Source organism: Psychrobacter sp. NPDC078501 (assembly GCF_044900935.1).
Lineage (GTDB): Bacteria > Pseudomonadota > Gammaproteobacteria > Pseudomonadales > Moraxellaceae > Psychrobacter.
In genome coordinates this window covers 307793-332723 of the sequence record NZ_JBJDOS010000001.1, presented here as the reverse complement: position 1 = coordinate 332723, position 24931 = coordinate 307793, and the positions used below count along the sequence as shown (strand labels likewise).

21 protein-coding genes are annotated in these 24931 nt (G+C 42.7%); 7 read left to right on the top strand and 14 right to left on the bottom strand.

The window, feature by feature from the left end:
* Positions 1 to 42: 42 nt before the first annotated feature.
* Entirely contained in the window at positions 43 to 1134 is a 1092-nt protein-coding gene (gene ychF / locus ACI2IW_RS01290) for a redox-regulated ATPase YchF (protein WP_201547425.1), read from the bottom strand.
* A gap of 409 nt (positions 1135 to 1543) precedes the next feature.
* Here ychF and ACI2IW_RS01285 point away from each other — a divergent pair, with 409 nt between their 5' ends.
* The 3 genes from ACI2IW_RS01285 (at position 1544) to ACI2IW_RS01275 (ending at position 5841) form a co-directional block, all read left to right on the top strand.
* A complete protein-coding gene (locus ACI2IW_RS01285; protein ID WP_404692384.1) occupies positions 1544 to 3748 on the top strand; it encodes an ATP-dependent helicase in 2205 nt (734 codons plus the stop codon).
* 343 nt (positions 3749 to 4091) lie between these two features.
* Entirely contained in the window at positions 4092 to 5339 is a 1248-nt protein-coding gene (locus tag ACI2IW_RS01280; RefSeq protein WP_404692383.1) for an NAD(P)/FAD-dependent oxidoreductase, read from the top strand.
* 163 nt (positions 5340 to 5502) lie between these two features.
* Positions 5503 to 5841 (top strand): RidA family protein, encoded by a 339-nt coding sequence (locus ACI2IW_RS01275; protein WP_055124581.1) that lies wholly within the window; start codon positions 5503 to 5505, stop codon positions 5839 to 5841.
* Positions 5842 to 6027: 186 nt separating this feature from the next.
* Here the strand turns inward: ACI2IW_RS01275 and ACI2IW_RS01270 are convergent, their stop codons facing one another.
* Positions 6028 to 6840, bottom strand: a complete 813-nt coding sequence (locus ACI2IW_RS01270; protein ID WP_404692382.1) for an enoyl-CoA hydratase — start codon at positions 6838 to 6840, stop codon at positions 6028 to 6030.
* A 210-nt stretch (positions 6841 to 7050) separates the two neighbouring features.
* Positions 7051 to 7551 carry a lactoylglutathione lyase family protein gene (locus tag ACI2IW_RS01265; protein ID WP_114700921.1) on the bottom strand — a complete coding sequence of 167 codons (501 nt, stop codon included), beginning with the start codon at positions 7549 to 7551 and terminating at the stop codon, positions 7051 to 7053.
* Positions 7552 to 7658: 107 nt separating this feature from the next.
* Between ACI2IW_RS01265 and ACI2IW_RS01260 the strand changes: the two genes are divergently transcribed.
* A complete protein-coding gene (locus tag ACI2IW_RS01260; protein ID WP_404692381.1) occupies positions 7659 to 8528 on the top strand; it encodes a LysR family transcriptional regulator in 870 nt (289 codons plus the stop codon).
* Positions 8529 to 8639: 111 nt separating this feature from the next.
* Here ACI2IW_RS01260 and ACI2IW_RS01255 read toward each other — a convergent pair whose 3' ends face one another.
* From ACI2IW_RS01255 to ppsA, 8 genes are all read right to left on the bottom strand, one after another.
* Entirely contained in the window at positions 8640 to 9776 is a 1137-nt protein-coding gene (locus ACI2IW_RS01255; protein ID WP_404692380.1) for a glycerate kinase, read from the bottom strand.
* Positions 9777 to 9888: 112 nt separating this feature from the next.
* Positions 9889 to 11247, bottom strand: a complete 1359-nt coding sequence (locus ACI2IW_RS01250) for a GntP family permease (protein ID WP_397476961.1) — start codon at positions 11245 to 11247, stop codon at positions 9889 to 9891.
* Between the two features lie 468 nt (positions 11248 to 11715).
* On the bottom strand, positions 11716 to 11955 hold the full coding sequence (locus tag ACI2IW_RS01245) for a hypothetical protein (protein ID WP_101205444.1): 240 nt from the start codon (positions 11953 to 11955) through the stop codon (positions 11716 to 11718).
* 354 nt (positions 11956 to 12309) lie between these two features.
* The gene (gene rplI / locus ACI2IW_RS01240) at positions 12310 to 12816 is read right to left on the bottom strand and encodes a 50S ribosomal protein L9 (protein ID WP_057759378.1); all 507 of its coding nucleotides are present in this window, start codon (positions 12814 to 12816) and stop codon (positions 12310 to 12312) included.
* A gap of 20 nt (positions 12817 to 12836) precedes the next feature.
* Complete coding sequence (gene rpsR, locus ACI2IW_RS01235) at positions 12837 to 13067, bottom strand: 30S ribosomal protein S18 (RefSeq protein ID WP_010198808.1); 231 nt, start codon at positions 13065 to 13067, stop codon at positions 12837 to 12839.
* 16 nt (positions 13068 to 13083) lie between these two features.
* Entirely contained in the window at positions 13084 to 13488 is a 405-nt protein-coding gene (gene rpsF, locus ACI2IW_RS01230; RefSeq protein WP_101205443.1) for a 30S ribosomal protein S6, read from the bottom strand.
* A gap of 291 nt (positions 13489 to 13779) precedes the next feature.
* Entirely contained in the window at positions 13780 to 14745 is a 966-nt protein-coding gene (locus ACI2IW_RS01225; protein WP_404692379.1) for an RDD family protein, read from the bottom strand.
* Positions 14746 to 14859: 114 nt separating this feature from the next.
* A complete protein-coding gene (gene ppsA / locus ACI2IW_RS01220) occupies positions 14860 to 17244 on the bottom strand; it encodes a phosphoenolpyruvate synthase (RefSeq protein ID WP_290177758.1) in 2385 nt (794 codons plus the stop codon).
* Between the two features lie 692 nt (positions 17245 to 17936).
* On the opposite strand from ppsA, the gene ACI2IW_RS01215 reads away from it, so the two are divergent.
* The 3 genes from ACI2IW_RS01215 to sthA all read left to right on the top strand — a co-directional run bounded on the left by ACI2IW_RS01215 (position 17937) and on the right by sthA (position 21114).
* On the top strand, positions 17937 to 18833 hold the full coding sequence (locus tag ACI2IW_RS01215; RefSeq protein ID WP_101205440.1) for a pyruvate, water dikinase regulatory protein: 897 nt from the start codon (positions 17937 to 17939) through the stop codon (positions 18831 to 18833).
* 129 nt (positions 18834 to 18962) lie between these two features.
* Positions 18963 to 19364 (top strand): DUF4377 domain-containing protein, encoded by a 402-nt coding sequence (locus tag ACI2IW_RS01210; RefSeq protein ID WP_404692378.1) that lies wholly within the window; start codon positions 18963 to 18965, stop codon positions 19362 to 19364.
* Between the two features lie 100 nt (positions 19365 to 19464).
* Positions 19465 to 21114 carry a Si-specific NAD(P)(+) transhydrogenase gene (gene sthA / locus ACI2IW_RS01205; RefSeq protein ID WP_404692377.1) on the top strand — a complete coding sequence of 550 codons (1650 nt, stop codon included), beginning with the start codon at positions 19465 to 19467 and terminating at the stop codon, positions 21112 to 21114.
* Between the two features lie 102 nt (positions 21115 to 21216).
* Here the strand turns inward: sthA and ACI2IW_RS01200 are convergent, their stop codons facing one another.
* Genes ACI2IW_RS01200 through ACI2IW_RS01190 form a run of 3 tightly spaced genes read right to left on the bottom strand, consistent with a single transcriptional unit; the run spans position 21217 to position 24920 of the window.
* Complete coding sequence (locus ACI2IW_RS01200) at positions 21217 to 22407, bottom strand: ABC transporter permease (protein WP_404692376.1); 1191 nt, start codon at positions 22405 to 22407, stop codon at positions 21217 to 21219.
* Entirely contained in the window at positions 22407 to 23717 is a 1311-nt protein-coding gene (locus ACI2IW_RS01195) for an ABC transporter permease (RefSeq protein ID WP_404692375.1), read from the bottom strand. The genes ACI2IW_RS01200 and ACI2IW_RS01195 overlap by 1 nt, the downstream gene beginning before the upstream one ends.
* Positions 23718 to 23720: 3 nt before the next feature.
* Complete coding sequence (locus ACI2IW_RS01190) at positions 23721 to 24920, bottom strand: HlyD family secretion protein (RefSeq protein ID WP_404692374.1); 1200 nt, start codon at positions 24918 to 24920, stop codon at positions 23721 to 23723.
* Between the last annotated feature and the right edge of the window lie 11 nt (positions 24921 to 24931).

The window sequence follows — 24931 nt, the reverse complement described above, 5'->3', positions numbered from 1 at the left end:
AACATCGGCTAATTAACTTTAAGCAAGTTGTATTGTCTAAAGTTACACGTTAAATCTAAAGTGCATCACGTCGCCATCTTGTACGATGTAAGTTTTACCTTCTAGACGCGATTTACCAGCAGCAGCAGCGCCTTTTTCACCGTTGTATTCGATAAAGTCGTCATACGCAATGACTTCAGCACGAATAAAACCACGCTCAAAATCAGTATGAATTACGCCAGCTGCTTGCGGCGCTGTCGCACCAATAGCGACAGTCCAAGCGCGTACTTCTTTTACGCCAGCGGTAAAGTAAGTCTGCATATCAAGTAAGTCATAGCCACCGCGAATGACTTGATCAAGACCAGCTTCTTCCATATCCATTTCAGCTAGGAAGTCTTTTTTATCGTCTTCATCGAGCTGAGCAATTTCAGATTCGATCTGATTGCATAGGGCGATAACGATAGAGTCTTCACCAGTGGCATAGTCACGAACAGCGTCAAGATATGGGTTATTTTCAAAACCATCTTCAGAGACGTTAGCGATATACATGGTCGGCTTTAGCGTAATTAAACCATAGCTTCTGATCAGTTTTTTCTCATCAGCGTCTAGATTAGCTGCACGAGCCGCTTTACCTTCTGCTAATAATGGTTCAACTTTTTTGAACACATCAAGCAATGCTTGCGCATCCTTATCACCACCTTTAGCCTTTTTGGTTTGGTTGTGGATTGCGCGCTCAACAGCTTCTAAATCTGCAAGTGCCAGTTCAGTGTTGATGGTTTCGATATCATCAATCGGGCTAACACGGCCATCAACGTGTACGACGTTGTCATCATCAAAACAGCGTACCACATGAGCAATTGCATCGGTCTCACGGATGTTGGCTAGGAACTGGTTACCCATACCTTCGCCTTTCGATGCGCCTGCAACCAAACCTGCGATATCAACAAACTCCATGGTCGTTGGTAATACGCGCTCAGGATTGACGATGTCAGCCAGTTGTTTTAGGCGTGGGTCTGGTACTGGTACGATACCCGTGTTGGGATCTTTGGTACAAAATGGAAAGTTTTCAGCGGCGATACCCGCTTTGGTCAACGCATTAAACAAGGTGGATTTACCCACGTTTGGTAGGCCGACGATGCCGCAATTAAAACCCATAACATTCTCTCAATGTATTAATAAAATCAGTTGGTATAAAGTTTGGTTAAATGATAAATCAAAATTGGGCACATTGTAGCAAATTTACCTGAATAGGGGTGAGGTTGTTACGGTATATGCTCAGGTTTTTACCCGATGACAATATGCATCTTTACGATAAAAGCAGGTCATATTAGAGGCTTAAAAATGAACAAGGCTAACCAATAGGAGTGACACATAGCTTATGTGAGCTAATAAACCCTATTTTTTAATATGGTAAACTGTCACTCATAGATAAGGACTAAAAGTTCACGAAAATTCAGCATATATACTCTGCTAAGTTTAGCAAATCATAATTATTCTAAAGCTATAGACAGTCAGATATACGCTGATAATATCGCCAAAATAAAATGTAAGGCAATTTTAGACAATGACAACCTCGATTTTTGACACACGCCACTATAAATACCCACAGAACTTCCTTGAGATGAAGCCTAAACTGACTCGGCTTGAGCAGGCTATTAAAAAGCTAGAGGCAAATTTAATTGATACTGCTGAGCCGAAAAATATCAAATTGTTAAAGCAGAGGCTAGATAGTGGACTGGGGTTAAAGGTCGATTATGCCAGAGAGTTAAATCCCGATCAGTTAATGGCCGCGACTACGATCGACGGCAAAGTATTGGTCATTGCTGGTGCAGGTTCGGGCAAGACCAAAACTTTGACCTACCGCACCAGTTATCTATTGGAAAACGGGGTGTTGCCTAAAGAGATTTTGCTACTGACTTTTACGCGTAAAGCCGCAAATGAAATAAAAGATCGAGCTAAGTCCTTGCTAGCTAGCAGTCTTTCAAATCAAGAACTATCAGATGAAGAGCTGGCTGAGGGTAAGCTGCCAACTGATAAAGCATTAAATAGCATAGCTAGTGGTACTTTTCACTCGTTTTGTAATATGTTACTACGTCAATATTCAGGGCTACTCGGTATCAATCCAAGGTTTACCATTTTGGATACGGGTGATAGTGAGGACGCTATCGACTTGGTGCATAAAGAAAAAAAGTATCCTGCTCAGACCAAGTCACAAGCCTTTCCACGCAAAAAAACGCTGCAAAATATCATATCGACGTCTAGAAATAGACGTATACAAATTCGCGACTTAATCGAAAGTAACTACCCAGATATTGCCGTGCATATTCCTATCATCGAGCAGCTGGCAGTTGACTTTCATGAGTACAAGCGCACCAATCACTTATATGATTTTGATGACATCATCAGCCAAGTAGTGCGTCATTTAAAAACTAATGACACTTTTCGACAGCTGCTGCAAAGCCAGTATCGCTATATTATGGTTGATGAATACCAAGACACCAATATTCCGCAAAAGCAGCTAATCGACTTAATATGTGAGCCTGAGTCGGTATCGCTGATGGTAGTCGGTGACGACAATCAAAGTATTTACGCGTTTCGCGGTGCCAATTATGAAAACATTCTTCTGTTCGGTGAGACTTATCCTCAAGCCAAACTTATTAAGCTTGAGCAAAATTATCGTAGCTCGCCATCCGTTTTAAATTATATCAATGCGTTGTCCGCGCAAATCACGCTAGGCTATCAAAAGCAGCTGTATTCTGATGCGCCAATAGAAGGACACAAGCCAGTATTTCGACGACTCAGTGATGAGCCAAAAGAAGCGGGCTATATCACTGATAAGATTGTCGCGCTTAAGCCAGAGTATGACTACAACGACTTTGCGGTATTATGCCGTACGTCTTTTCAGTCCAATTACGTACAGCTAGAGTTTATGGCGCGCAATATTCCCTTTATCGTGGTGGGCGGTATCAAGTTCATTGAAAGACGTCATATCAAAGATGTATTGGCCTTTGTCAAAATACTCTATAACCCAAATGACACGATTGCTTGGCATCGTATTTTAACTTTGTTTAAAGGGGTAGGAGCAGTAACGGCGACGCGATTAACCCAAGCCATTACTGCTGACAACAATGCGTTTGAATCCTTACTGGCCGCGCCCTTTATAAAAAAAAGTGATCAGCTAGAACCTCTATATTATGCGCTTACCAAGGCACAGAAAGCTGAATCGGTCGAGACAGCTATTGAACATATTCTTGAGTTTTATATTCCAGTGTTAAAGCTGATTGAAGAAAATTGGCGTGAGCGTACCGAAGATTTTCGGGTGCTAAAGGACTTAGCGACAGAGCACACAAGCCTTGATAGCTTTTTAGAAAACCTCGCTTTAGACCCACCTAATGATTCGGTTGCTGTCATGGGTAATCTGGATAATGGACAAGACAGTAGCAATGACAAAGTTACTATCTCGACCATTCATAGTGCTAAGGGGCTTGAATGGCCAGTAGTGTTTGTAAATTCTTTAGTAGATGGCATCACGCCGCATCATCGTTCTTTAGATGACTTTGAAGCGTTAGAAGAAGAACGTAAGCTGTTTTATGTTGCCTGCAGTCGTGCCAAAACCCAGTTATATCTGACGGCACCGAACTACTTTTCTAGTTATTCTGGATACTTTGACAAACCGTCACGTTTTATCGCTGAGCTATCTGCGGACGAGGTAACGGTTGAGACGACAAGGCGAACCATGATAGAAGACGATGATCCCATTTGGTGGTAATACTCTATGTTTAGTTGATTATCCAATCAATTAAACATAAGCTAATAAAACCGTTCAGTAATATAGATAAGTGAGCTTTCGAATACTTGAACGTTTTATAACCAAAAACATTGGATAATTTGCCGCGATTCTCAATAAATTTGTTGCTAGATTATTGCTCGAAGCCAATATTATTCCTATCAAAAATACCTTCTCAAAAACCCCATAACCAAAAGTATGTGACGCGAAAATATTTCTCAGATAAGGGTTTCAAATTTATCCTAATGCGTTACTATTACCACCTAATTCTGTTAGACCCTTATATTTGATACTCTGTATTAACACCCTAAGAAAAGGATAGGTTATGCGCTACGAAGTTATCGTTATCGGTGCAGGTATGGTTGGCACGTCAATCGCGTGGCATCTACAAAAAAATAACTCAAATGTATTACTCTTAGACAAGAAATTGCCAGGGTCAGAGACCTCATACGGCAATGCAGGATTGATTCAGCGCGAAGCCATTCATACACATCCTTTTCCTCGTCAGCTGACAGAAATGATTAGAGTGTTGCCAAACCAAGGGACCGATATTCGCTATCGTATTCCGGCCATTTTGCGTTATCACCAAGCACTGCTTCAGTACTGGAAATACTCTACGCCAGCTTCAGTCAAAAAAATCGAATCAGAGTGGCAGACTTTGATTGAGCATTGTACCAGTGAGCATCAAACGATGATTGAAGCATCTGGTGCTGATGAGCTAATCACGCGTGACGGCTGGTTACAACTGCATCGTTCTGAAGAGACGTTTAAAGAAGCGCAAGTAGCAGCCATTGATGCACGTAACCAAGGTGTTGAGCATAACGTACTAAACCTTGAAGCGCTAAAAGCAATGGAGCCTAGTGCCAATTTTGAAGGTTTTGTTGGCGCAATTCATTGGAAAAACTCTTGGCAAGTATCAAACCCAAGCTCGCTAGTCAAAGCGTATGCGAAAAACTTCCAAGATATGCAGGGTACGATCAAAGAAAGCGATGTAAAAGAAATCGTTCAAGACGGTGAGGGCTGGAAAATTATCACTGATAACGATACCTACTATAGTGATAAATTGGTTATCGCAGCAGGCCCATGGTCTAATGATTTGATCAGACCACTTGGCTATAACTTGCCGTTGTTCCCAATGCGCGGCTATCATCAGCATTTCAAAGTGACAGAAAAGAACACCATCAATCACAGTATGTTTGATATGGACAAAGGTTTTGTGATGGGGCCGATGCAGCAGGGTATCCGTATCACCACTGGTGCTGAGATGACCACGATGAATGCGCCAAAGAACTTTGGTCAGTTAAAAACTGTATTGAAGCTGGCTAAAAAAATCTTGCCATTAGAAGATGCGGTTGAGAGTGAAGCATGGGCAGGGTCACGTCCTTGTATGCCTGATATGAAGCCAGTAATCGGTCCTGCTGACAGGCATGACAAACTATGGTTCGCATTTGGTCATAGTCATCAAGGCTTTACCTTAGGACCAATGACAGGGCGTCTGGTCGAAGAGATGATTCACGACAAGCCGACATTGGTCAATCTTGCACCATTTAGTGCCCAGCGTTTTTCTAACTAAGAGCGCATCTGATATATAGTTGATCCAATTTAAGAGCGATACAAGGCAACCGAGTGCAGATGTATATGTCATACTTCAAGCGAGGTTAACGCTGTAACGCTTTTATAGTGGATTGATTATAGTTAGCACAGACTTAAATTAATAAATGAAAGGTATAGACATGATTAAGAAGCTACACAGTAATCAACGTATGAGCAAAACCGTAATCCATAACCAGACGATCTATTTGTGTGGTCAGGTAGGTAATGCAGAAGACGATATCAAAGCGCAAACATTGACTTGTCTAGAAAAGATCCAAACGTTGCTAGAAGAAGTTGGTAGTGATAAATCAAAGCTACTATCAGTCACGGTTTGGATCAAAGACATGGCTGACTTTGCTGCCATGAATGAAGTTTATGACCAGTGGTTTGAAGGTATTCAGCCACCGGCTCGCGCTTGTGGTGAGTCAGCTTTAGCACGTCCTGAGCTATTGGTTGAAATGATCGCTATCGCTGCTGAGTAATAAACGGCTCGCAGTATCTGTATCAAGTAGAAATAGAAATAAAAAAGGCCATGATAATGATATCGTGGCCTTTTTTATGCTTGGTAATAAGCCATTTAATAACTGAAAAAGAGCGTGCTAGCTTTCTAGATAAAGCCTACGCTGTATGATGTCAGCTAAGTAATACAGTGATTAGTGTCATAGGTACTAACACCTTTTCCATACCGCTTGGCGCTTCTCAATAAATGCATCAATCCCTTCACCCACATCGTCTGCCATCATATTGCCCGTCATAACTTCACTGGCATAGTCATACGCATCTTCGATGTTCATATCTAGCTGTTTATAAAATATATCTTTGCCCGTTCTTACTGCTACCGGAGATTTGGCAGTAATTGATGTTATCAGTGACTGTAGTGTTTGATCAAGTTGCTCTGCTGGCGCAACTCGATTGATCAAGCCATATTGCAAGGCAGTGTGCGCATCGATAAATTCACCCGTAATCAGCATCTCAAATGCTTGCTTGCGAGGCAAATTGCGACTGACGGCTACAGCAGGCGTAGAGCAAAAAAGTCCCACATTTATTCCAGAGGTGGCAAATTTTGCATTATCAGCGGCAACGGCCAAGTCACAAGCGGCGACCAGCTGACATCCTGCGGCTGTGGCAATGCCTTGTACTTTTGCAATAACGACTTGCGGCATACGGTTGATGGTAAGCATCATTTTACTACATTGCTGGAATAGGGCACGGTGAAATGCTGCATCTGTATGCGTGCGCATCTGTTTTAGATTATGACCAGCACAGAATGCTTTGCCTGTCGCTTGAATAACCACGACTCTGATCGTATCGTCTTGAGCGATACTGTCTAGCTCTGTTTGCATGGCAGACAGCACTTCAACGGACAACGCATTAAATTGTTTGGGTTGGTTTAAGGTGAGCGTGACGACGCCACTTTCTTTATTGTCTTCTCTAATAACCAGAAGGTCGTCTAGGTCTAGAGTAATGTCAGATTGAGTCATGTATCATCCTTGATAATGGGTTGGTTTATAGTTTTATATATAGCTGACTAAATAGTAGCATGGCTCACATTCTATACAATAGATGGAGCACATAGAAAGCGCACGAAAAAATAGCGCACTCAGATGATGAGTACGCTATTGGTTTTTCAATCAGATATAATCTAAATCTATACTAACTTAAATTTATACTAAGCTGTATGTATCTTGAGATTAGTATGCGCCTTCGCTATAGATAAGCTCGTAGCTGTGGCTATAGATCTCAACGATGTTACCGAATGGGTCTTCCATATAAATCATGCGATATGGCTTTTCACCAGGGTAGTAGTAGCGTGGTTTTTCCATACGTTTTTTACCGCCTGCTGCAACCATACGCTCAGCCAACTCTTCAACATTTGGATCTTGAACACAGAAGTGGAAGATCCCCGTTTTCCAGTATTCAAAGTTATTTTCAGGGTCTTCTTGATTTTTGAATTCAAAAATCTCGACGCCGATACGGTCACCAGTCGACAGGTGAGCGATACGAAAGCTGCCCCAACCAGCACCAAATACTTCGGTACACATCTCACCAATGGCACTGTCATCTTCGACAATCTCAGTTGGCTCCATGATGGTGTACCAACCCATCACTTCAGTATAAAATTTTACGGCTGCATCTAGGTCAGGGACTGAAAGACCGATGTGCGAAAAGCTTCTTGGATAAACGTTGTTCATAATTTGTGCTCCTGTTTGCTGTACTCTTGTTTAACGTGAGGCCAGTATACAAACGCACATTCATTATGTAAAATTATCAAATATTATATAAATAAGTATGAAACGTAATGATAAATATCACATGGCTACGCACCTTTTGTACGCTTGCTGAAGTTGGGCACTTTACTCGTACGGCTGAACGTCTATATATGACGCAGTCCGGTGTGAGCCAACACATAAGTAAGTTAGAGGAGCAACTAGATACAGACTTGTTGATTCGTCAAGGAAAGCAATTTTCATTGACCAGTGCAGGTGAGCAGCTCTATAAAGAAGCAGGCGAGATATTGCAGCGCTTATCAAATTTAGAACAGCGCATCGGTGAAGATCCTCCTTATGAAGGATTGGTGCGGTTGATGTCACCGGGGAGTGTGGGACTTAAGCTGTATCCGCAGCTTTTGTCTTTACAGCAGCAGCACCCAAAACTAATCATTGACTATCGTTTTGCACCCAATTCTGATATAGAGCGAGCACTGGCTAATCACGAGATTGATATTGGCTTTATGACGGATATCTCAGATGATGAAACGGTTAGCTGCAAGCCTATGGCGCAAGAAGCATTGATACTAGTAACCCCTGCGGCTACAGTGGAGCCCAGTTGGGAGCAGCTTATGGCACTTGGATTTATCGATCATCCGGATGGCGCCCATCATGCAGGCATGCTACTGACTGCAAATTACGAGCAATTCCAGCATATCAATGATTTTAAGAAAAAAGGATTTTCGAATCAGATTGGTCTGATACTAGAGCCAGTCAGCAGGGGAATAGGTTTTACTGTTTTGCCAGCACATGCCGTGGCTGCTTATCCAAAGCCTGAGCTGATTAACAGTCATCATTTACCAGTTGCCGTTAGCGAAACGCTATATCTGGCAGTTAGAAGACAGCAGGCACTTTCTAATAGAATGTATACGGTTATTGATGACGTGCAAAAATGGTTATAGATATGTTGAGAATGATAAATGCACAGCTAACGAAAGGTTAATCGAAAGTTCAATAGCTGTGCGTTTAGTGGAGGAGGTTCATTGATAGATTGTGACTATGAAAGATTGCATCTATTTCAAAGTCTGCCCAAGTTTGATACTTGCAGCAATATTAGCAGCAGTAGTCTCAATATTGTTGTAAGCAGAACCTAACACATTATCGATCGTGTCTACTTTTTGGATACTCGGCATGACCACATCGAACTGGCTGGTCTGAGCAGGTTTTAGTCCATCGACGCTGCCACAGATTGCGATGACAGGAGTACGGCTAGCCTTAGCAATTTGGCTGATACCGCCTGCCACTTTACCCATGGCTGTTTGTGCATCGAGTTTGCCTTCGCCAGTGATGACGAGATCTGCCTCTGCGATATACTGTGACAGGTGAGCCACTTCGGCGACCGTATCAAAGCCTGACTTTAGCTGAGCTTGAAAGAAAGTCATCATCGCATAGCCAAGACCACCAGCAGCGCCAGCGCCTGCAACGTGTTGACAGTCTTCATAGCCTTGCTGTCCACATATGGTAGCGAAGTGACTGAGTGCCTTGTCCAAGGTATTGACTTGCTCTGGACAGGCGCCTTTTTGTGGGCCAAATACTGCGCTTGCACCCAGCAGACCGCATAACGGATTGGTCACATCACAAGCAACTTCAAATACCGTGTCTGATATCTTTGCATGAAGGCTAGTATTATCGAGCTTATGTAAGCTGGCAAGTGCGCCACCACCATGAGTGAGTAGGCTATCATTGATGTCATGAAATGTTATGCCTAGCGCCATTAGCATACCAAGGCCTGCATCATTGGTTGCGCTACCACCTAGACCGATAACGATACGCTTAGCACCTTCTGCTAATGCATCTTCGATCAGCTCCCCAACACCATAACTGCTCGCAATAACAGGATTACGCTCATCAGCTGTCAGTAGATGCAATCCGCAGGCTTGAGCCACTTCGATAACAGCGGTTGTGTCAGGCAATAATAGATACTTTGCCGTAATCAGTCTCATCAATGGGTCATGTACTCTGACTTCTTTCCAGCGCCCGCCCAATACATAAGACAATACCGCAGAGGTACCTTCACCGCCATCGGCCATTGGCAACAGCTTATAGTCAGCATCTGGAAACACTTGGCTAAAGCCAGATTGAATGGCGTGGCAAACATCAAGTGCTTCTAAACTTTCTTTAAATGAGTCAGGGGCGATCAAAATTTTCATACGGCTCTCTTTGAATATCTTAATGACACGATCATTGCGATAGTGTCATTTTTTAAAACGTTTACTTAGTAATAATCAAATAAACGTATGTATACGTACCCAATCTCATGAACTAGATAAACACTAGGGTTAACAACCAGATGAATACGATGCTAGTCACACCTTGGATACCAGTGGCCATTGAGTGCGCTTTATAAGCTTGTGCCACGCTCATGCGACTAAACTGGCTCACGATCCAAAAGAAGCTGTCATTGGCATGCGAGATGGTCATGGCACCGGCACCAATTGCCATCACGCAGAACACGCGTCCAAGTTCGCTGTCTAGGCCAATCTGGCTCAATAGTGGGGCAACCATAGCAGAAGTCGTAACCAATGCGACTGTGGTTGAGCCTTGTGCTGTTTTTAGCGCAGCAGAGACGATAAATGGCATGAAGATACCTAAACCCAAGGCCGATAGCGTCGAACCTAAATAATCACCGATCGGTGTTACTTTTAGCATGGCACCAAACGCACCACCAGCACCAGTGATCAATAGGATAGGGGCTGCCACTACCAAGCCTTGCGAGATACTGTCGCTGATTTCTTGCGTTTTTTGGCTTGATTTAATTAAGAAGAACGATAAGAACAAACCGATAAGTAACGCAGTCAATGGGTTACCAATGAATATCAAAATCTCCGCTACCATGCTACTGCCAAATGGTGCGCTTGGGAAATTAGCTACCGACGATAAGCAGATTAATATGATAGGAACGATAATCGGTAAGAAAGCCATTGTTGCTGAAGGCAAGTGACTGTAATCGTCACGAGTTTTCATTCCTTCAGGCATTGCGGCTGTAGGAGCATCTGCCGCATTGATATTGTCAGGAGTGGCGTTAAGGAAGCGATTAGACCACCACCAACCAGCTAGTACCGCAACTGCTGTCACGACCACACCGACCATAATGACCAAACCCAAGTTTGACTCTAGACCTAAGTTACCTGCCGCTGCGATTGGGCCTGGCGTAGGCGGGACAAAGGTGTGGGTAGCGTATAGACCGGTGGCTAAGGCAATGCTCATCGCGACACTTGATACATGTAATCGCTCAGCCAAAGACTCTTTTAGAGAGTTCAAGATAATATAGCCAGAGTCACAAAACACAGGGATCGAAACGACTGCACCGACGATAGACATGGTCAAAGTAGGGAAGCGTGGTCCCAATACTTTAATGACTGACTCTGCCATTACGATAGCAGCACCCGTTTTTTCAAGGATTAAGCCAATAATCGTACCAAATACAATCACTAGGCCGATATAGCCTAAGATACCACCGAAACCATCAGAGATCGTTTTTGCGACAGTATTAAGCGGTACTTGATAAAATAGCGCGACCAAAAAAGCAGAGAGAATCAATACTAAAAAGGGATGCCACTTTAGTTTTGCGGTAGCGAAAATAATAAAAAGAATGGTCAGTACAAGCCAAAATACAATCATCACTGTCTCAATATGGTTTATATCTTAATTGATTACCAATGCAATACAGCCAATTATATCGAGATTAAACACGGTATATAGCTTGCTAATTCTACTTTGCGTAGTGCTTGCAAGTGCTTTTACCATATCTACATTTAAACGATATTGGACCAACTATCTGCATCACTAACGATACGAAATTTTAAAGGGGCATATTTTATAGCAAATAGACGCCGCTAGGAAATAGATTCGTTAAATAGTTGGCGCTGTTGACAAAAAATTGAGAGATACTTAATTTTAAAATGACGGAAATCAGTAATAAAACGTCGAAGAGGTGTGTGGAAATACTTTTATAACTAGCAATTGCTAATACTTCAAACAAAAAAAACTGGCCATTTATAATGACCAGTTTTTGTCTAAACAATATTTACCTACCTGAGTAATGATTATTTTTAGAATAGGTATTCTAAGGAGTGCCCTGATTGACAGTTAGGCAATCTTATCAAAAAAAGCTTTGTTATTGGTAGCAGTTGCAGTATCAAAGCTGACGTAAATGCCTTGATCATCCAACGTGGCATACCAATGATCATCATTGCCACTGGTCAGCAGCTGAAAGTATTTGTCATTGACTATTCTGCCAACTGTATACACCTCACCTTCGGAGTAGTATGCATTACCTTGAGTACAGATAAGCTTGTCATTGGTATGAATGTTATGATTTTCTTTCATGTTCTTGCGCCCTATTAGTACATTAGATAGCAGTAGATTATCAATTCTGCTAATAGTAATAAAGATGATTATATAGGCAGTATCTTGTTGTTTGGTATAGCGTTTTTAAGGCAATTGTTGCATTTAGTTACTACAACATTGCATAGATAACACCGCTATCATAGCAATAGATTTTTTGAGAACCCTAAGCTGTTTAGGAATATATAAAATCCACATTTATTGAGATAAAGGGGTGCAAGTTAGTGATATAAATAATCTAAATACATAAACTCTAATGTCAAAAATGACGCACGTAAAAAAGCCAGCAACCTAAGTTGCTGGCTTTTTACAGACTGAGTCTAACTATATAGAAGATTACTCTTCAGAATAGTCTTCTTCAGCAGCTTCTTCGTCAGCTGAATCTTCATTGTTACCATCTTCAGAAAGAATAGTAACTAAGATGCTAGCAGTAACGTCATGATGTAGCTGAATATCAACATTGTATTCGCCAACTTGACGTAGAGTGCCTTCAGGTAGCTTGATTTCAGCACGGTCTACTTCTAGACCTGAGTTAGTCAATGCTTCAGCGATATCGCGAGTACCGATAGAGCCGAATAGCTTGCCTTCGTCACCTGATTTAGCACGCATGATAACATTAACGTCAGTCAATGCATCAGCACGCTCTTGAGCAACAGCGATCTCTTTTGCTTCTTCAGCTTCAAGTTCAGCACGACGTGCTTCGAACTTTTCAATGTTAGCTTTAGTAGCAGGTAGCGCTTTGCCCTGAGGGATAAGAAAGTTACGTCCGTAACCTGGTTTTACATCGACAGTTTCACCGAGTTTACCAAGGTTGACGATACGCTGTAACAAAATAATTTGCATGAGTCATTCCTAGTTAGCGGTTAACCTTGATGGTTATCAGTGTATGGAAGTAGCGATAAGTAACGAGCTTGCTTGATAGCAGTCGCTAATTGACGCTGATATTTAGTAGATGTACCAGTAATACGGCTTGGTACGATTTTACCATTATCACTAATGTACTGTTTTAGCAATTCAACATCTTTATAGTCGATGTGAGTGATGCCTTCAGCAGTGAAACGGCAGAATTTGCGACGGCGATAGAAACGTGCCATGAGTATTCTCCTTTAATTAGTCTTCACTGTTGTCGTTGTCGTCATTATCGTTTTCACGATTGTCTGGACGACGAGTAGTTGCTTTGCGTGCGCGTTTTTCATCGGCATTCTTGGCTAACTGCGACTCTTCAGTGACAGCTTCGTCACGGCGCATAACTAGACTACGAATGATCGCGTCGTTATAACGGAATAATTCTTCAAGTTCAGCTAAAGTTTCACCGTCAGTTTCAATGTTGAAAAGAACGTAATGAGCTTTGTGAATCTTGTTGATTGGATAAGCCAGTTGACGACGGCCCCAATCTTCTAGACGATGGATAACACCGTTGTTGTCTTGAACTAACTTGATATAGCGCTCAACCATGCCGACCACTTGGTCGCTTTGGTCTGGGTGTACAAGTAACACCAGTTCGTAATGTCGCATTATGACTCCTTACGGATTAGTAGCTATTAACCCTATGTTAATAGCAAGGAGATTTATAAGGTAAGCCCAATTCTAGTCATATTTTATAAAAAACAATCAAGAATAAGCTTAGTTTATAAAGCGCCGTATTATAACAGTACTCGGCAACTAACACAAAGGTTAATCACCAAGCTACTGTCAATAAAATATAAAAAAAGGCTAAATAAGCTTTGCTAAATAAAAAAGCCGCGATAGTACGCAGCTTTTTTAAGTATAACGAGCTATAAAACCAATAGCCAAATCAAAATACTGTTATTCAGATTTTGACTTCTTTGCCAATTGGCTACTGTCTGCTTTGACCACTAAGGTTTTGGCAAGTTTGTCATGCCAACCAATATTTTCAGGGCTTTTAGATGCCATATAGTAATGAATGGCTAAAGGTATCAGTACTATAAATGAAGTAGAAAGGGGGATATAAAGTAGTGCTAGAAAAAGAGTACGTATCACAACCAATCTAAGAAAAGAAGGTAAATGATGGGTGGTTTGATCTACAACACGAATTCCCGTAATCAATTTACCTAACGACTGGCCCCGCAAGATAATAAAAAGTAATTGCAAAGCGATAAGGCCGAAAACCATCGCATTGGATATTAATTGTGTCGCTTGCGGAATACTTTCAGAAAGACTCAAAGAATATTTAATTACTGCTTCCATATTCTGTAAGTCTGTGGGCATGTCTCCCAACTTTCTCATAGCTAGCATTAATGGAAGAAACGCCATTATTAGTAGCAGCCAATCAAGCGCGGTTGCCAATACGCGTGACATAATTGGCGCAAGTACCACGTTGCCGACGACTTTATCATTGTCTGCAACAGCTTTTTTGAGAGTAGACTTATTCAGTGAGACATTGTTGTGCGGCGTTTGATGACGATTGGTCGTCATGTCGGCTTTCACGTTTTTAGGACGTTCAGGCTTGCCATATAGTCTGTCTAACGATACTGACTTATCATCTTTTGCTTTATTGGTATCTTCAGGGAAGACGGTCACGTTATTGATGATAGAGTCGTTTACTTCAGGCGTGTTAGCACTGGTCGGGCGATACACCGTTTGGTTATTGGTAAGATCACCTACGCGCTGCCACTGAGCTAAGCCTTCATGCCACATCAAATCATCAAGCAATACTTCGCCAGATGCCAGCATGATGTTCAGCTGCTCCAACTGATATGGGCCAGCTTGTACGTTATTTCGAGCAAGGAAAATCTGCATAATTGCCTGCATAGTTAGTCATGTCTTAGGACATTATATTAGGGTCTATTTGAAAAAATCAAATAGACCCTAATAGTGGTATCTTTAATGACTGTGTGAATGACCGCTGTGACTAAACGTAGCGGTTTACTTCGCTTCTTCACCAGCTAAGAAGAACCAAGTATCTAGTACTGAGTCAGGGTTCAATGACACTGAGCTGATACCTTGCTCCATTAACCAAAACGCTAGATCTGGATGGTCTGATGGACCTTGACCACAGATGCCGACGTATTTGTTTTGCTTACGGCAAGCTTCGATAGCCATAGACAATAGCTTCTTAACAGCAGGATCACGCTCATCAAATAGATGTGAGACGATACCTGAGTCACGGTCAAGACCAAGCGTTAACTGAGTCAAATCGTTAGAACCGATTGAGAAACCATCAAAGTACTCTAGGAACTCTTCTGCCAATAGGGCGTTGGTTGGTAGCTCACACATCATGATGACGCGTAGACCATTCTCGCCACGTTTTAGACCATTTTTCTCAAGTAATTCGATGACTTCTTTGGCTTCGCCAACAGTACGTACGAATGGAATCATGATCTCAACGTTGGTCAAGCCCATGTCATCACGTACACGTTTTAGTGCTTTACACTCAAGCTCAAAGCAGTCACGGAAGTTATCAGACACATAACGGCTAGCACCGCGGAAACCAAGCATTGGGTTCTCTTCTGATGGCTCGTATAACTTACCACCAAGCAGGTTAGCGTATTCGTTTGATTTGAAATCTGACATACGAACAATAACTGGCTGATCCATAAAGGCAACGGCTAGGGTTGAGATACCTTCAACCAATTTATCAACATAAAAGTCAACAGGTGACGCATAGCCTGCGATACGCTCTTGAATGGCTTGTGAGATCTCACGTGGCAAGCTGTTCATGTTTAGCAGCGCTTTTGGATGCACACCGATCATACGGTTGATAATGAACTCTAAACGCGCAAGACCAATACCTTCGTTTGGCATTTGAGTGAATGAGAAGGCGCGATCTGGGTTACCAACGTTCATCATCACTTTGAATGCTAGCTCTGGCATAGATTCAACAGAGTTAGTCTGTACTTCAAAATCAATCTGGCTTTCATAAATGAAACCAGTGTCGCCTTCAGCACAAGAAGCAGTTACGTCTTGACCATCAACCAATAGCTCAGTTGCGTTACCACAACCAACGATAGCTGGCACACCTAGCTCACGCGCGATAATAGCAGCGTGACAAGTACGACCACCACGGTTGGTGATGATAGCAGAAGCGCGCTTCATAACTGGCTCCCAATCCGGATCAGTCATGTCTGATACGAGTACGTCGCCTTCTTCTACTTTGTCCATCTCGTTTAGGTTGCTAACGATACGCACTTTACCTGAACCGATACGTTGACCGATTGAACGACCTTCACACAATACTTTTGCGCCAGTCGTGTCGATGACATAACGTTCCATTACGTTGCTGTCTTGACGGCTCTTAACAGTCTCAGGACGTGCTTGAACGATAAAGATTTCGTTAGTATCGCCGTCTTTTGCCCACTCGATATCCATCGCTTGGCCATAATGCTGTTCGATCGTTACCGCTTGCTTGGCAAGTGAGGTTAGCTCTTCAGTCGATAGAGAGAACTGCATGCGATCTTGTTTTTCAACATCAACGGTTTTAACTGATTTAGCCGTGCTGCCTTCATCACCATAAACCATTTTCTTATGCTTGCTACCTAGGTTACGACGAATAACTGAAGGCTTACCATTGGCTAGCAATTTCTTAGAAATATAGAACTCATCTGGGTTAACCGCACCCTGTACAACCATTTCACCTAGGCCATAGCTTGAGGTGATGAATACCACTTGATCAAAGCCACTTTCGGTATCTAGCGTGAACATAACACCAGCAGCACCAGTCTCTGAACGTACCATACGCTGTACAGCAGCAGATAGTGCAACGCCTTCGTGCTCAAAACCTTTGTGTACACGGTAAGAGATTGCACGGTCGTTGTATAGAGAGGCAAATACTTCTTTAATAGCAATTAGGACGTTATCAATACCGCGAATGTTCAAGAAGGTTTCTTGTTGACCGGCAAATGACGCATCTGGCAAATCTTCAGCAGTGGCAGAAGAACGGACAGCAACAGCGATGTCTTCGCCGCCACTCATGGTTTCAAATGATTGACGTACTTCTTGCTCAAGATCTTTTGGCAGTTCTTGTTCAATAATCCAAGTACGAATCTTTTTACCAGTCGCCGCAAGCTTATTAACATCATTTACGTCTAGTGTTTTTAGCTCGCTGTTGATTTTGTCAAGCAAGCCTGTTTCAGTCAAAAAGCGGTTGAATGCATTTGAAGTGGTGGCAAAGCCGCCTGGAACACTAACGCCTAAATCAGAAAGATGGCTGATCATTTCGCCAAGCGAAGCGTTCTTACCACCAACCATTTCGATGTCGTCTTTTCCTAGCTGATCAAGATTGATTACAAGTGCTGTAGATTGCGCTGCCATGATAACTCCAGAAAATAAGGTTATTTAGTAAAGATTATAACGGTGAATTATACCGCCATATTAGGACAATTTCGAGGGTTTTCACCAAAAAACTTGTTAAAAATATACAAATTGTGGGGTTTGCTACATAAATTAGGGCCAGTCCAATCAAGTTTCTTATTTACTCAGATGAAAAACATCATCGTTAGTGACGATGTTATGCGCTTATAAAAGCCAATTACTGCATAAAATAGATACATTCCAATAAGCCACATTTAGAGTATTTCTATAATTTATGTTTCAATCTTATGTATCTGTATAAACAAAGCATAATAGAAGAAGCATAAAAAAATACCTCAATGAAAGGTGAATTAACTATGGTGACAAGATGAAAAACAATGTTGGTCCTAAGTGTACGCCTGTAACATTGATTTCTATTAAGAGGCTAATATGCGTATAATGTAGCGCATAGATAGTTGATGCGCATTGCATATTAAATGTGCGGTATAGGTGCTGAAAAAGGTTCGTTTTAAGAAGGCAGTTATAAAACTTAGTTATACGAGTTATAAAGGCAGCTATAAGAAGCCGAGTAAAATTCACGCCATTAATAGTCAATAACTGCTAAACATTTACCAAGTCTGAATTATTACTAAGATCTATACCAAAAACTAAATGAAGGTCATTATTGAGTTTTCAACCGAGGTGTCAACGATATGTACTCAAGCAATCCATCTGAACAAGTTAAGTCCACTATCCAAAATCGCCATGCGCTAAACTTGGACAGCTCACAGGCGATTAGAACGGCGTTTTTTATCTCAGATGGCACAGCGATTACGGCTGAGACACTTGGACGCGCTATTTTGAGTCAGTTTGCCTCAGTTCCCTTTGAAACAAGAGTATTGCCATACGTCGATAGCTTAGAGCGTGCGGAAGATGCGGTTGAACAAATCAATATGGCGTATCAGCGCGATGGGTCGTTGCCATTGGTTTTCGATACGATCGTCAATCCTGAGATTCGCGAAAAGATTAACTCAGCGCATAGTTGTAATTTAGATATGTATGAAGGTCTGATTGGCCGTGTTGCAGAAGAGACTGGTGTAGAGCCAGATGGTCATTCAGGGCATGCGCATGATGATGTCGACTCTGAGACCTATAAAGAGCGTATCGATGCAGTTCATTTTGCTTTAGACAATGACGATGGCGCGCGTACTCGTCACTACAATGCAGCCGATATTATTCTGGTGGGTGTGTCGCGCTCTGGTAAGACGCCGACTTCTTTATACTTAGCATTACAATTCGGTATTCGAGCGGCTAACTATCCTTTGACTGAAGATGACTTGTACGACAATCAGTTGCCAAAAGCATTACGTGAGCACAAAGACAAGCTGTTTGGTTTGCTCATCGATACTGATCGCTTAGTAAAAATCCGTCAAGAGCGCCGTGCAGGCAGTCGTTATTCTAGCTATCAGCAATGCCAGCAAGAGCAGCGCGCGATTCAGGGTATTTATATCACGCACGGTATCCCAAGCTTAGATGTATCAGAGATGTCTGTTGAAGAGATTGCCACGCGTATTTTGCAGATGACAGGTCTCAAACGCCGTATTGGATAATGAATGTCAGCTTAAACAGTATCTGTTCAATCGGTATTAATAAGTGTTCAGGCAGCTTTAATAAATGCGCAAAAAACACTAATAAACATACATCATTTCATCCTAGATAATTATCATATAGAGAATACTATGATTTCAGCCTATCAATCTATAAAGCCATCGTTGTTGCTGGCAGGTTTAATCAGTGCAGCGACTTTATTGAGTGCTTGTCAAACATCACCATTTGCAAAGGATCCAGTACCTGAGCCGCGCTATATTCCAAGTATTGTATTGGGAGAGGCGCAAACACTGACCGTCATGCCAAACCGTGTGGCTTGTGCTTCAGAGTTACCAATGCAGTGCCTACTTGCTAAGTCTAAAGACGGTAGCGTATTCCAGATTCCTTATGACTGGATCGACGACTTCAAACCAACCCTTGGTACAGAGTACATTATTAGCGCCCGCCCGCAGATTGATGAAGGGCAACAGAGTGCCACTGGTCACTGGACATTGCAAAACATACTGTCACAACGTATGGTGGTCATGCCTTAGTAGGGCGGTATTCATTTATCTACATGATACTAACTCATCTACATATTGATTCATTTATATCTCAAACATTTACTCGATAAATAAATATAAAGAGGACATCATGGTAAGTAAAAGTGCAAGCGACGAGACCAATGATACTGGTAAAGATATTCATACCGAAGTATCAAATAAATCTAGCGGACACGTGCCAAGCCCTGAACATACCGAAGGTAAGAACAAAAAAGAAAAGATAGAGCAGACTCACGAGCAAGTGACTGATGATGTCATGCATCATCCTGACTTAGTGAATCCGCTCGATGACACACGAATCGATATTAAGTCTGGCTTTACCAAAGACTCTCGTCGTCTAAAAAGTGACGACCATGAGTATGAGTATGATGCCGTTGTTTTAGGGGCGGGGCCTGCTGGTGAAGCCGCTGCTATGAAGCTGACTAAATCTGGTAAAAGAGTTGTTGTCGTCGATCCGCGTGATCAAGTAGGGGGTAACTCTACTCACGTCGGTACAATTCCAAGTAAAGCACTGCGCCAATCTGTATTTAACTTGATTAATTTCCGCCGCGATCCAATGTTTACCAAGGCGATGGAATATAAGCAAGTACCGCTAAATGAAGTATTGGCTAAGGCGCGTCAAGTTATTCGTCGTCAAGTCAGTACCCATACACGTTTTTATGAGCGCAACCGTATCGAAGTCATCCAAGGTTGGGCAAGTTTCATTGACGCACATACGCTACGTATTGAAGTCGATGAAAATGTGTACGAAACCATCACTTTCAATAAAGCCATCATTACTGTCGGTAGTCGTCCTTACCGTCCTGAAATTTTAGACTTTAATCATCCACGCGTTTTTGACTCTGACAAAATCTTGCAAATGGATTATGTGGTCAAGAAAATCATCATTTATGGTGCAGGGGTTATTGGCTGTGAGTATGCATCTATCTTTACTGGACTTGGCTACAAAGTTGACCTAATCAATAACCAAGATCAATTGCTCAACTACTTAGACAGCGAAATCAGTGATGCCATCGCGCATGACTTTAGACAGTTCGGTGTACTTATCCGTAGTAATGAAGAGATTGATCATCTTGAGACTCATGATGATTATGTGGTTTTACACTTAAAGAGCGGCAAGCGCATCAAATCTGACGCCATTCTTTGGTCAAATGGTCGATCAGGTAATACAGAGGGCCTAAACCTAGAAGCCGTTGGCCTAAAAGCCAATAGCCGTGGTCAGCTAAAAGTAGATGACACTTACTGTACGGACGTCGACAATATCTATGCGGCGGGCGACGTAATCGGTTGGCCATCACTAGCCTCTGCTGCCTATGACCAAGGTCGTTGTGCCGCTGCATTTATGGTTGGTGATAGTGATGCCGAGCCAGTATCTAGTGTACCGACTGGTATTTATACGATTCCTGAAATCTCTTGTATCGGTAAGACAGAGCAAGAGCTCACTGATGAAAAAGTTCCGTATGAAGTGGGTCAGGCGTTCTTTAAACATCTGGCACGTGCCCAAATTATTGGTGAACGTTCGGGCGTATTAAAGATATTGTTCCATCGTGATACGTTAGAAATTCTAGGCATCCATTGCTACGGTAACCACGCTTCAGAGATTATTCACATCGGTCAAGCCGTGATGAAGTGTAAGAGCAACAATACGCTTGAGTACTTTGTAAATACGACTTTCAACTATCCAACGATGGCAGAAGCGTATCGTGTGGCAGCATTGAATGGTTTGAACCGAGTCTTTTAAACCACCGCTATTGATATCGTATAAATAAAAAAGCGCCTGCTACTATATTATTAATAGTGCAGGCGCTTTTTTTATGCTCATAGATTTCATTAATTTGAGGATTTATAAATAGGCTTTTCTTTGCGGAATACGCTTGCGTAAAAATAGCAATAAAACAAAATAGAGCAACCATAAGCCAGCCAACGCATAAAATCCTATAGAGACTTGAGAGATACTGGCACCCATTTGGTTAAGCTGCACAGAGGTATTGATTGCAGGCGTAGTCGGTACGAGCCAACGTATTACTTGTAATACTTGAGGCAATTGGTCTGCTGGCCAAGGGTAGCCGCTTAAGAAGAATATCGGTAAGGAGATAAAAATTAAGATCTGCATACTGCGCTCACGCTGCCGGAACCATAATCCGAGCACGCAGCCGAGCGTTGCGACTGTCGGACAAAATAGTGCCAAAAACAGCAGCGTGCCAAGCATGTTTTGTCCGCGTGGATAATGATGTAGCTCAAACGCCCAACCATAATAAAAGCAGCCAACGATAAAGCTAAGTGAGCTTAGCGCTCCAATACGTCCTAGCCAGCCACGTATACTGGTACTGTGACGGCGCTGCTCGTACCATGTGCCAATCAGCATTGCAGTCGCCATTAAAAGTGTCTGCTGTAAGATAATAACAGAGACAGCAGGTACGACATAAGCACCATAGCCCTCAGTTTGGTTATACAGTGGCATAATCCGTAGCGGTACAGCTTGAGTATTCTGCGCTGCGGTAGATGCATAAGCGCCTTTCGCAATGCTTTTCTTTACCTTAATACCAGCCGATACCGTACCTACTGCTTGAGAGAATCCCAATTGGACGTTCTTATTTAAAATAAAATAACCACCATTACCCAGTACGCTAACGTGCGCTTGCTCTCCGGACTGAACTTGTTCTTCAAGACCAGCTGGAATCACCATATAGCCTGCAATTTGATCTGACCATATGGCTTCTTTGGCAGCCTGCTCATTGATAAATCGTTCAGTATTTAGATATGGACTAGCACTCGCATAGCGAACGAGAGTACGCGATAAGTTACTGTTATCATGATCAATGATACCTACTGGCACATGATTGACTACTTCAGACGAGTAAGGCCAAGGATAGAAAAACCCATAGATGATAGGGGCGATAATCAACATCAAAAGTACGCCTTTATCGCCAAAAACGTCTTTGAAAGTTTGGATAAAACTGTTCCAAAAGCTTTGTGATGCTGGCGTGACCGTTGATTTAGTTTTTGAGTGTGTATTATTTGATTGTGCAGACATTAGCGTGCTCCCCAACGTTCAGGATGCGCCAATGCGCGTTTGGTTAATAGTGCCGCAAGTATTAGCGCTATTATGGCTGCAAGCATGAGGCCATAGACGATAGGTAGCGATATGGCGATCGGTGCTTGCATTTGTAACTGTGCAATATGGAGTTTGAGATAATGCGTTAGCGGCAGGGCATTTGACCAATATTGCGCGCTATCACTAATCGCAATATAAGGAAAAGTAACACCGGCAAAGGCGTAAGAAGGCGCTGAAATAAATCCGGTAGTCGATAGACCCATACGTAATGAAAAAGAATTCAAAGTAAAAATAGCACCCAGCCAAAACGACAATACCATTAGGCACAAAAACCCAGCATAGACTGCCATGAGAGACATGATGTTGATATTCTGATTGGACGTTGCCAACCACAGTATCAACGCTGACCACAAGCTATATGCCAGTATTGGCCAAAAGTACTTACCTAATAAGCCAAATACCAAAACTGATAGGCTGACCGAATGGGGCACTTTTGCGCTTGACGATGATGTTTTGTTATTGCTGCTATCTTGTTTGGTTGATAGCGAAGATGTCGTTTTTAAAGTTTTAGATAAGGTTAAATGAGGCTTTCCTGTATCAATAAAACGGTACCAGCGACCGATATTCTTATCACGTAACTCGCGGCCTATCGTGGTTGCGCCAATGACCATTGCCAATATATGTAATAAGGCAGGTATGACAGTCGATGCCAAAAACTGCTGATAGTTGGTCGCAGCATTGAATAAGCTAATACGCTGCACACTGATAGGCGCATAAGCCGTCATCGCTTGTGATGGCGCTACGCCTTGTTTGACCAATCGCTTGATCTCTACACCTGCGGATAATGTACTAGCGACCGCTTGGACACCTGCCTGAATAATACCAGAGTGCGTACCGTACTGTGCATTGACTTGTAGAGTCAACGTAGCAGGCTGGCTCGATAATATATTACGAGAAAAGTCCTCTGGGATAATGACGACAGCGTAAATATCGCGCTGTAAAATCGCAGCCTCTGCATCCGCTTGGGAGTAATACAGCTGTCTGACCGTCAAAGTAGGACTGGCCTCTAAGTAACGGACGGCAGTATTGGCAACAGCGCTGTTGTCTTGATCGATGACTCCGATAGGCAAATCGGTAATTTGAGTCTGTGAAAATATCCACCATATTAGCAGCACCGTTGCCAGTGGTATCCATACCACCATGCTAAAGTCCCAATGATTTTTTGCCAAAAAACGGCGCTCGTAGGCTGCACTTCGTAAAAAAGCCTCACTTAACTTAGTCAAGTGCATGGCTTACTCTTGGTTCTGATTGACAGGAGTAGGATTGATACGTACGACCACACTCATCCCTGAGCGGATACGGGCATCGGGCTTAGATGGTCGTGCTTTCACCTCAAAAGTACGCACATCAAAACCATCATCGTTGTTGGTCGGACGCCAAGTGGCAAAGTCTGATAAGGTCGATGTCGCATAGACGGTAAACTGTTTTGTATAAGGCTTATCCGCTGATGACAGCGCTGGGATAGTACCGGTAAATGTCTGACCAATAGCAAATTGATTTAAATAAGACTCAGTGACGTTAAGTACCACCCATTGGTCGTTGGTATCCACCAACGTCAAAAGCGGAACCCCTTGACCGATGACTTCTCCAGCACTCACTATGACATTATCGACGATACCAGCGATAGGACTTCTTAGGTTCGCTTCCTCTTTTGCTACTAGTGCTTCATCGAGTTTTGCATCGACCTGTGCGACTTGTGCAGTGGCCGCTGACTTATCTTCAGTACGTGCGCCTTCTAGCGCCAGATCATACTGCAAGCGGGCTGCTTCGGTTTGGTCTTGAGTAGCGAGATATTGAGCATATGCTTCATCGCGCTTTTGTCGCGCCATCAGTCCTTCTTCGTAAAGGCGATTGACACGCTGATAGGTATTTTCTGCCAAGTCAGACGCGGCTTTATTGGCTTGCCAAGCGGCTTTTGCTTGTGCGATTTCTTGCGGGCGCGCACCATTTTCTGCTTTGTCTAATTGGCTTTGCGCGATTTGCTTACCAGCACGTGCTTGATTAATCTTGGCATTAATCTCAGGTGAATCCATCTCCACCAGTTGCTGACCTGCTGTTACCGTATCACCCTCTGTTACCATAATTTGAGCAATGCGCCCTGGTACTTTTGCAGCGATCGACGTTTGCTGCATTTGCATTTGCCCTTGCAGCGTAATAACTTCTGGCTCGCTATGCGCATTACTTTTGTATAAGCCGTACGCAATCGTACCAAGGACAATCAGTATAAATAGTACAAGTAATCCTTTTTTCATACGCGCAGATTTGTCAGTTTTAGAGGCGTCACGATTATAAGCAGGTGTCGGTTGCTCTGGTTCAATATCAGACACGTCTTCTACAGGATCGACTGAATTTTGTGTATCTTGAGAGGTCACTGACTCGGTTGCATCAGCTGATTTATTTGAGTCGTCTGATTCGCGTGGTAATTCTGTCATGACAATGAGAT

Coding starts and splice junctions, on each gene's coding strand:
- ychF (WP_201547425.1), bottom strand. CDS start 1,134: ATGGGTTTTAATTGCGGCATCGTCGGCCTACCAAACGTGGGTAAATCC.
- ACI2IW_RS01285 (WP_404692384.1), top strand. CDS start 1,544: ATGACAACCTCGATTTTTGACACACGCCACTATAAATACCCACAGAAC.
- ACI2IW_RS01280 (WP_404692383.1), top strand. CDS start 4,092: ATGCGCTACGAAGTTATCGTTATCGGTGCAGGTATGGTTGGCACGTCA.
- ACI2IW_RS01270 (WP_404692382.1), bottom strand. CDS start 6,840: ATGACTCAATCTGACATTACTCTAGACCTAGACGACCTTCTGGTTATT.
- ACI2IW_RS01265 (WP_114700921.1), bottom strand. CDS start 7,551: ATGAACAACGTTTATCCAAGAAGCTTTTCGCACATCGGTCTTTCAGTC.
- ACI2IW_RS01260 (WP_404692381.1), top strand. CDS start 7,659: ATGATAAATATCACATGGCTACGCACCTTTTGTACGCTTGCTGAAGTT.
- ACI2IW_RS01255 (WP_404692380.1), bottom strand. CDS start 9,776: ATGAAAATTTTGATCGCCCCTGACTCATTTAAAGAAAGTTTAGAAGCA.
- ACI2IW_RS01250 (WP_397476961.1), bottom strand. CDS start 11,247: ATGATTGTATTTTGGCTTGTACTGACCATTCTTTTTATTATTTTCGCT.
- ACI2IW_RS01245 (WP_101205444.1), bottom strand. CDS start 11,955: ATGAAAGAAAATCATAACATTCATACCAATGACAAGCTTATCTGTACT.
- rplI (WP_057759378.1), bottom strand. CDS start 12,816: ATGCAAATTATTTTGTTACAGCGTATCGTCAACCTTGGTAAACTCGGT.
- rpsR (WP_010198808.1), bottom strand. CDS start 13,067: ATGGCACGTTTCTATCGCCGTCGCAAATTCTGCCGTTTCACTGCTGAA.
- rpsF (WP_101205443.1), bottom strand. CDS start 13,488: ATGCGACATTACGAACTGGTGTTACTTGTACACCCAGACCAAAGCGAC.
- ACI2IW_RS01225 (WP_404692379.1), bottom strand. CDS start 14,745: ATGCAGGCAATTATGCAGATTTTCCTTGCTCGAAATAACGTACAAGCT.
- ppsA (WP_290177758.1), bottom strand. CDS start 17,244: ATGGCAGCGCAATCTACAGCACTTGTAATCAATCTTGATCAGCTAGGA.
- ACI2IW_RS01215 (WP_101205440.1), top strand. CDS start 17,937: ATGTACTCAAGCAATCCATCTGAACAAGTTAAGTCCACTATCCAAAAT.
- ACI2IW_RS01210 (WP_404692378.1), top strand. CDS start 18,963: ATGATTTCAGCCTATCAATCTATAAAGCCATCGTTGTTGCTGGCAGGT.
- sthA (WP_404692377.1), top strand. CDS start 19,465: ATGGTAAGTAAAAGTGCAAGCGACGAGACCAATGATACTGGTAAAGAT.
- ACI2IW_RS01200 (WP_404692376.1), bottom strand. CDS start 22,407: ATGTCTGCACAATCAAATAATACACACTCAAAAACTAAATCAACGGTC.
- ACI2IW_RS01195 (WP_404692375.1), bottom strand. CDS start 23,717: ATGCACTTGACTAAGTTAAGTGAGGCTTTTTTACGAAGTGCAGCCTAC.
- ACI2IW_RS01190 (WP_404692374.1), bottom strand. CDS start 24,920: ATGACAGAATTACCACGCGAATCAGACGACTCAAATAAATCAGCTGAT.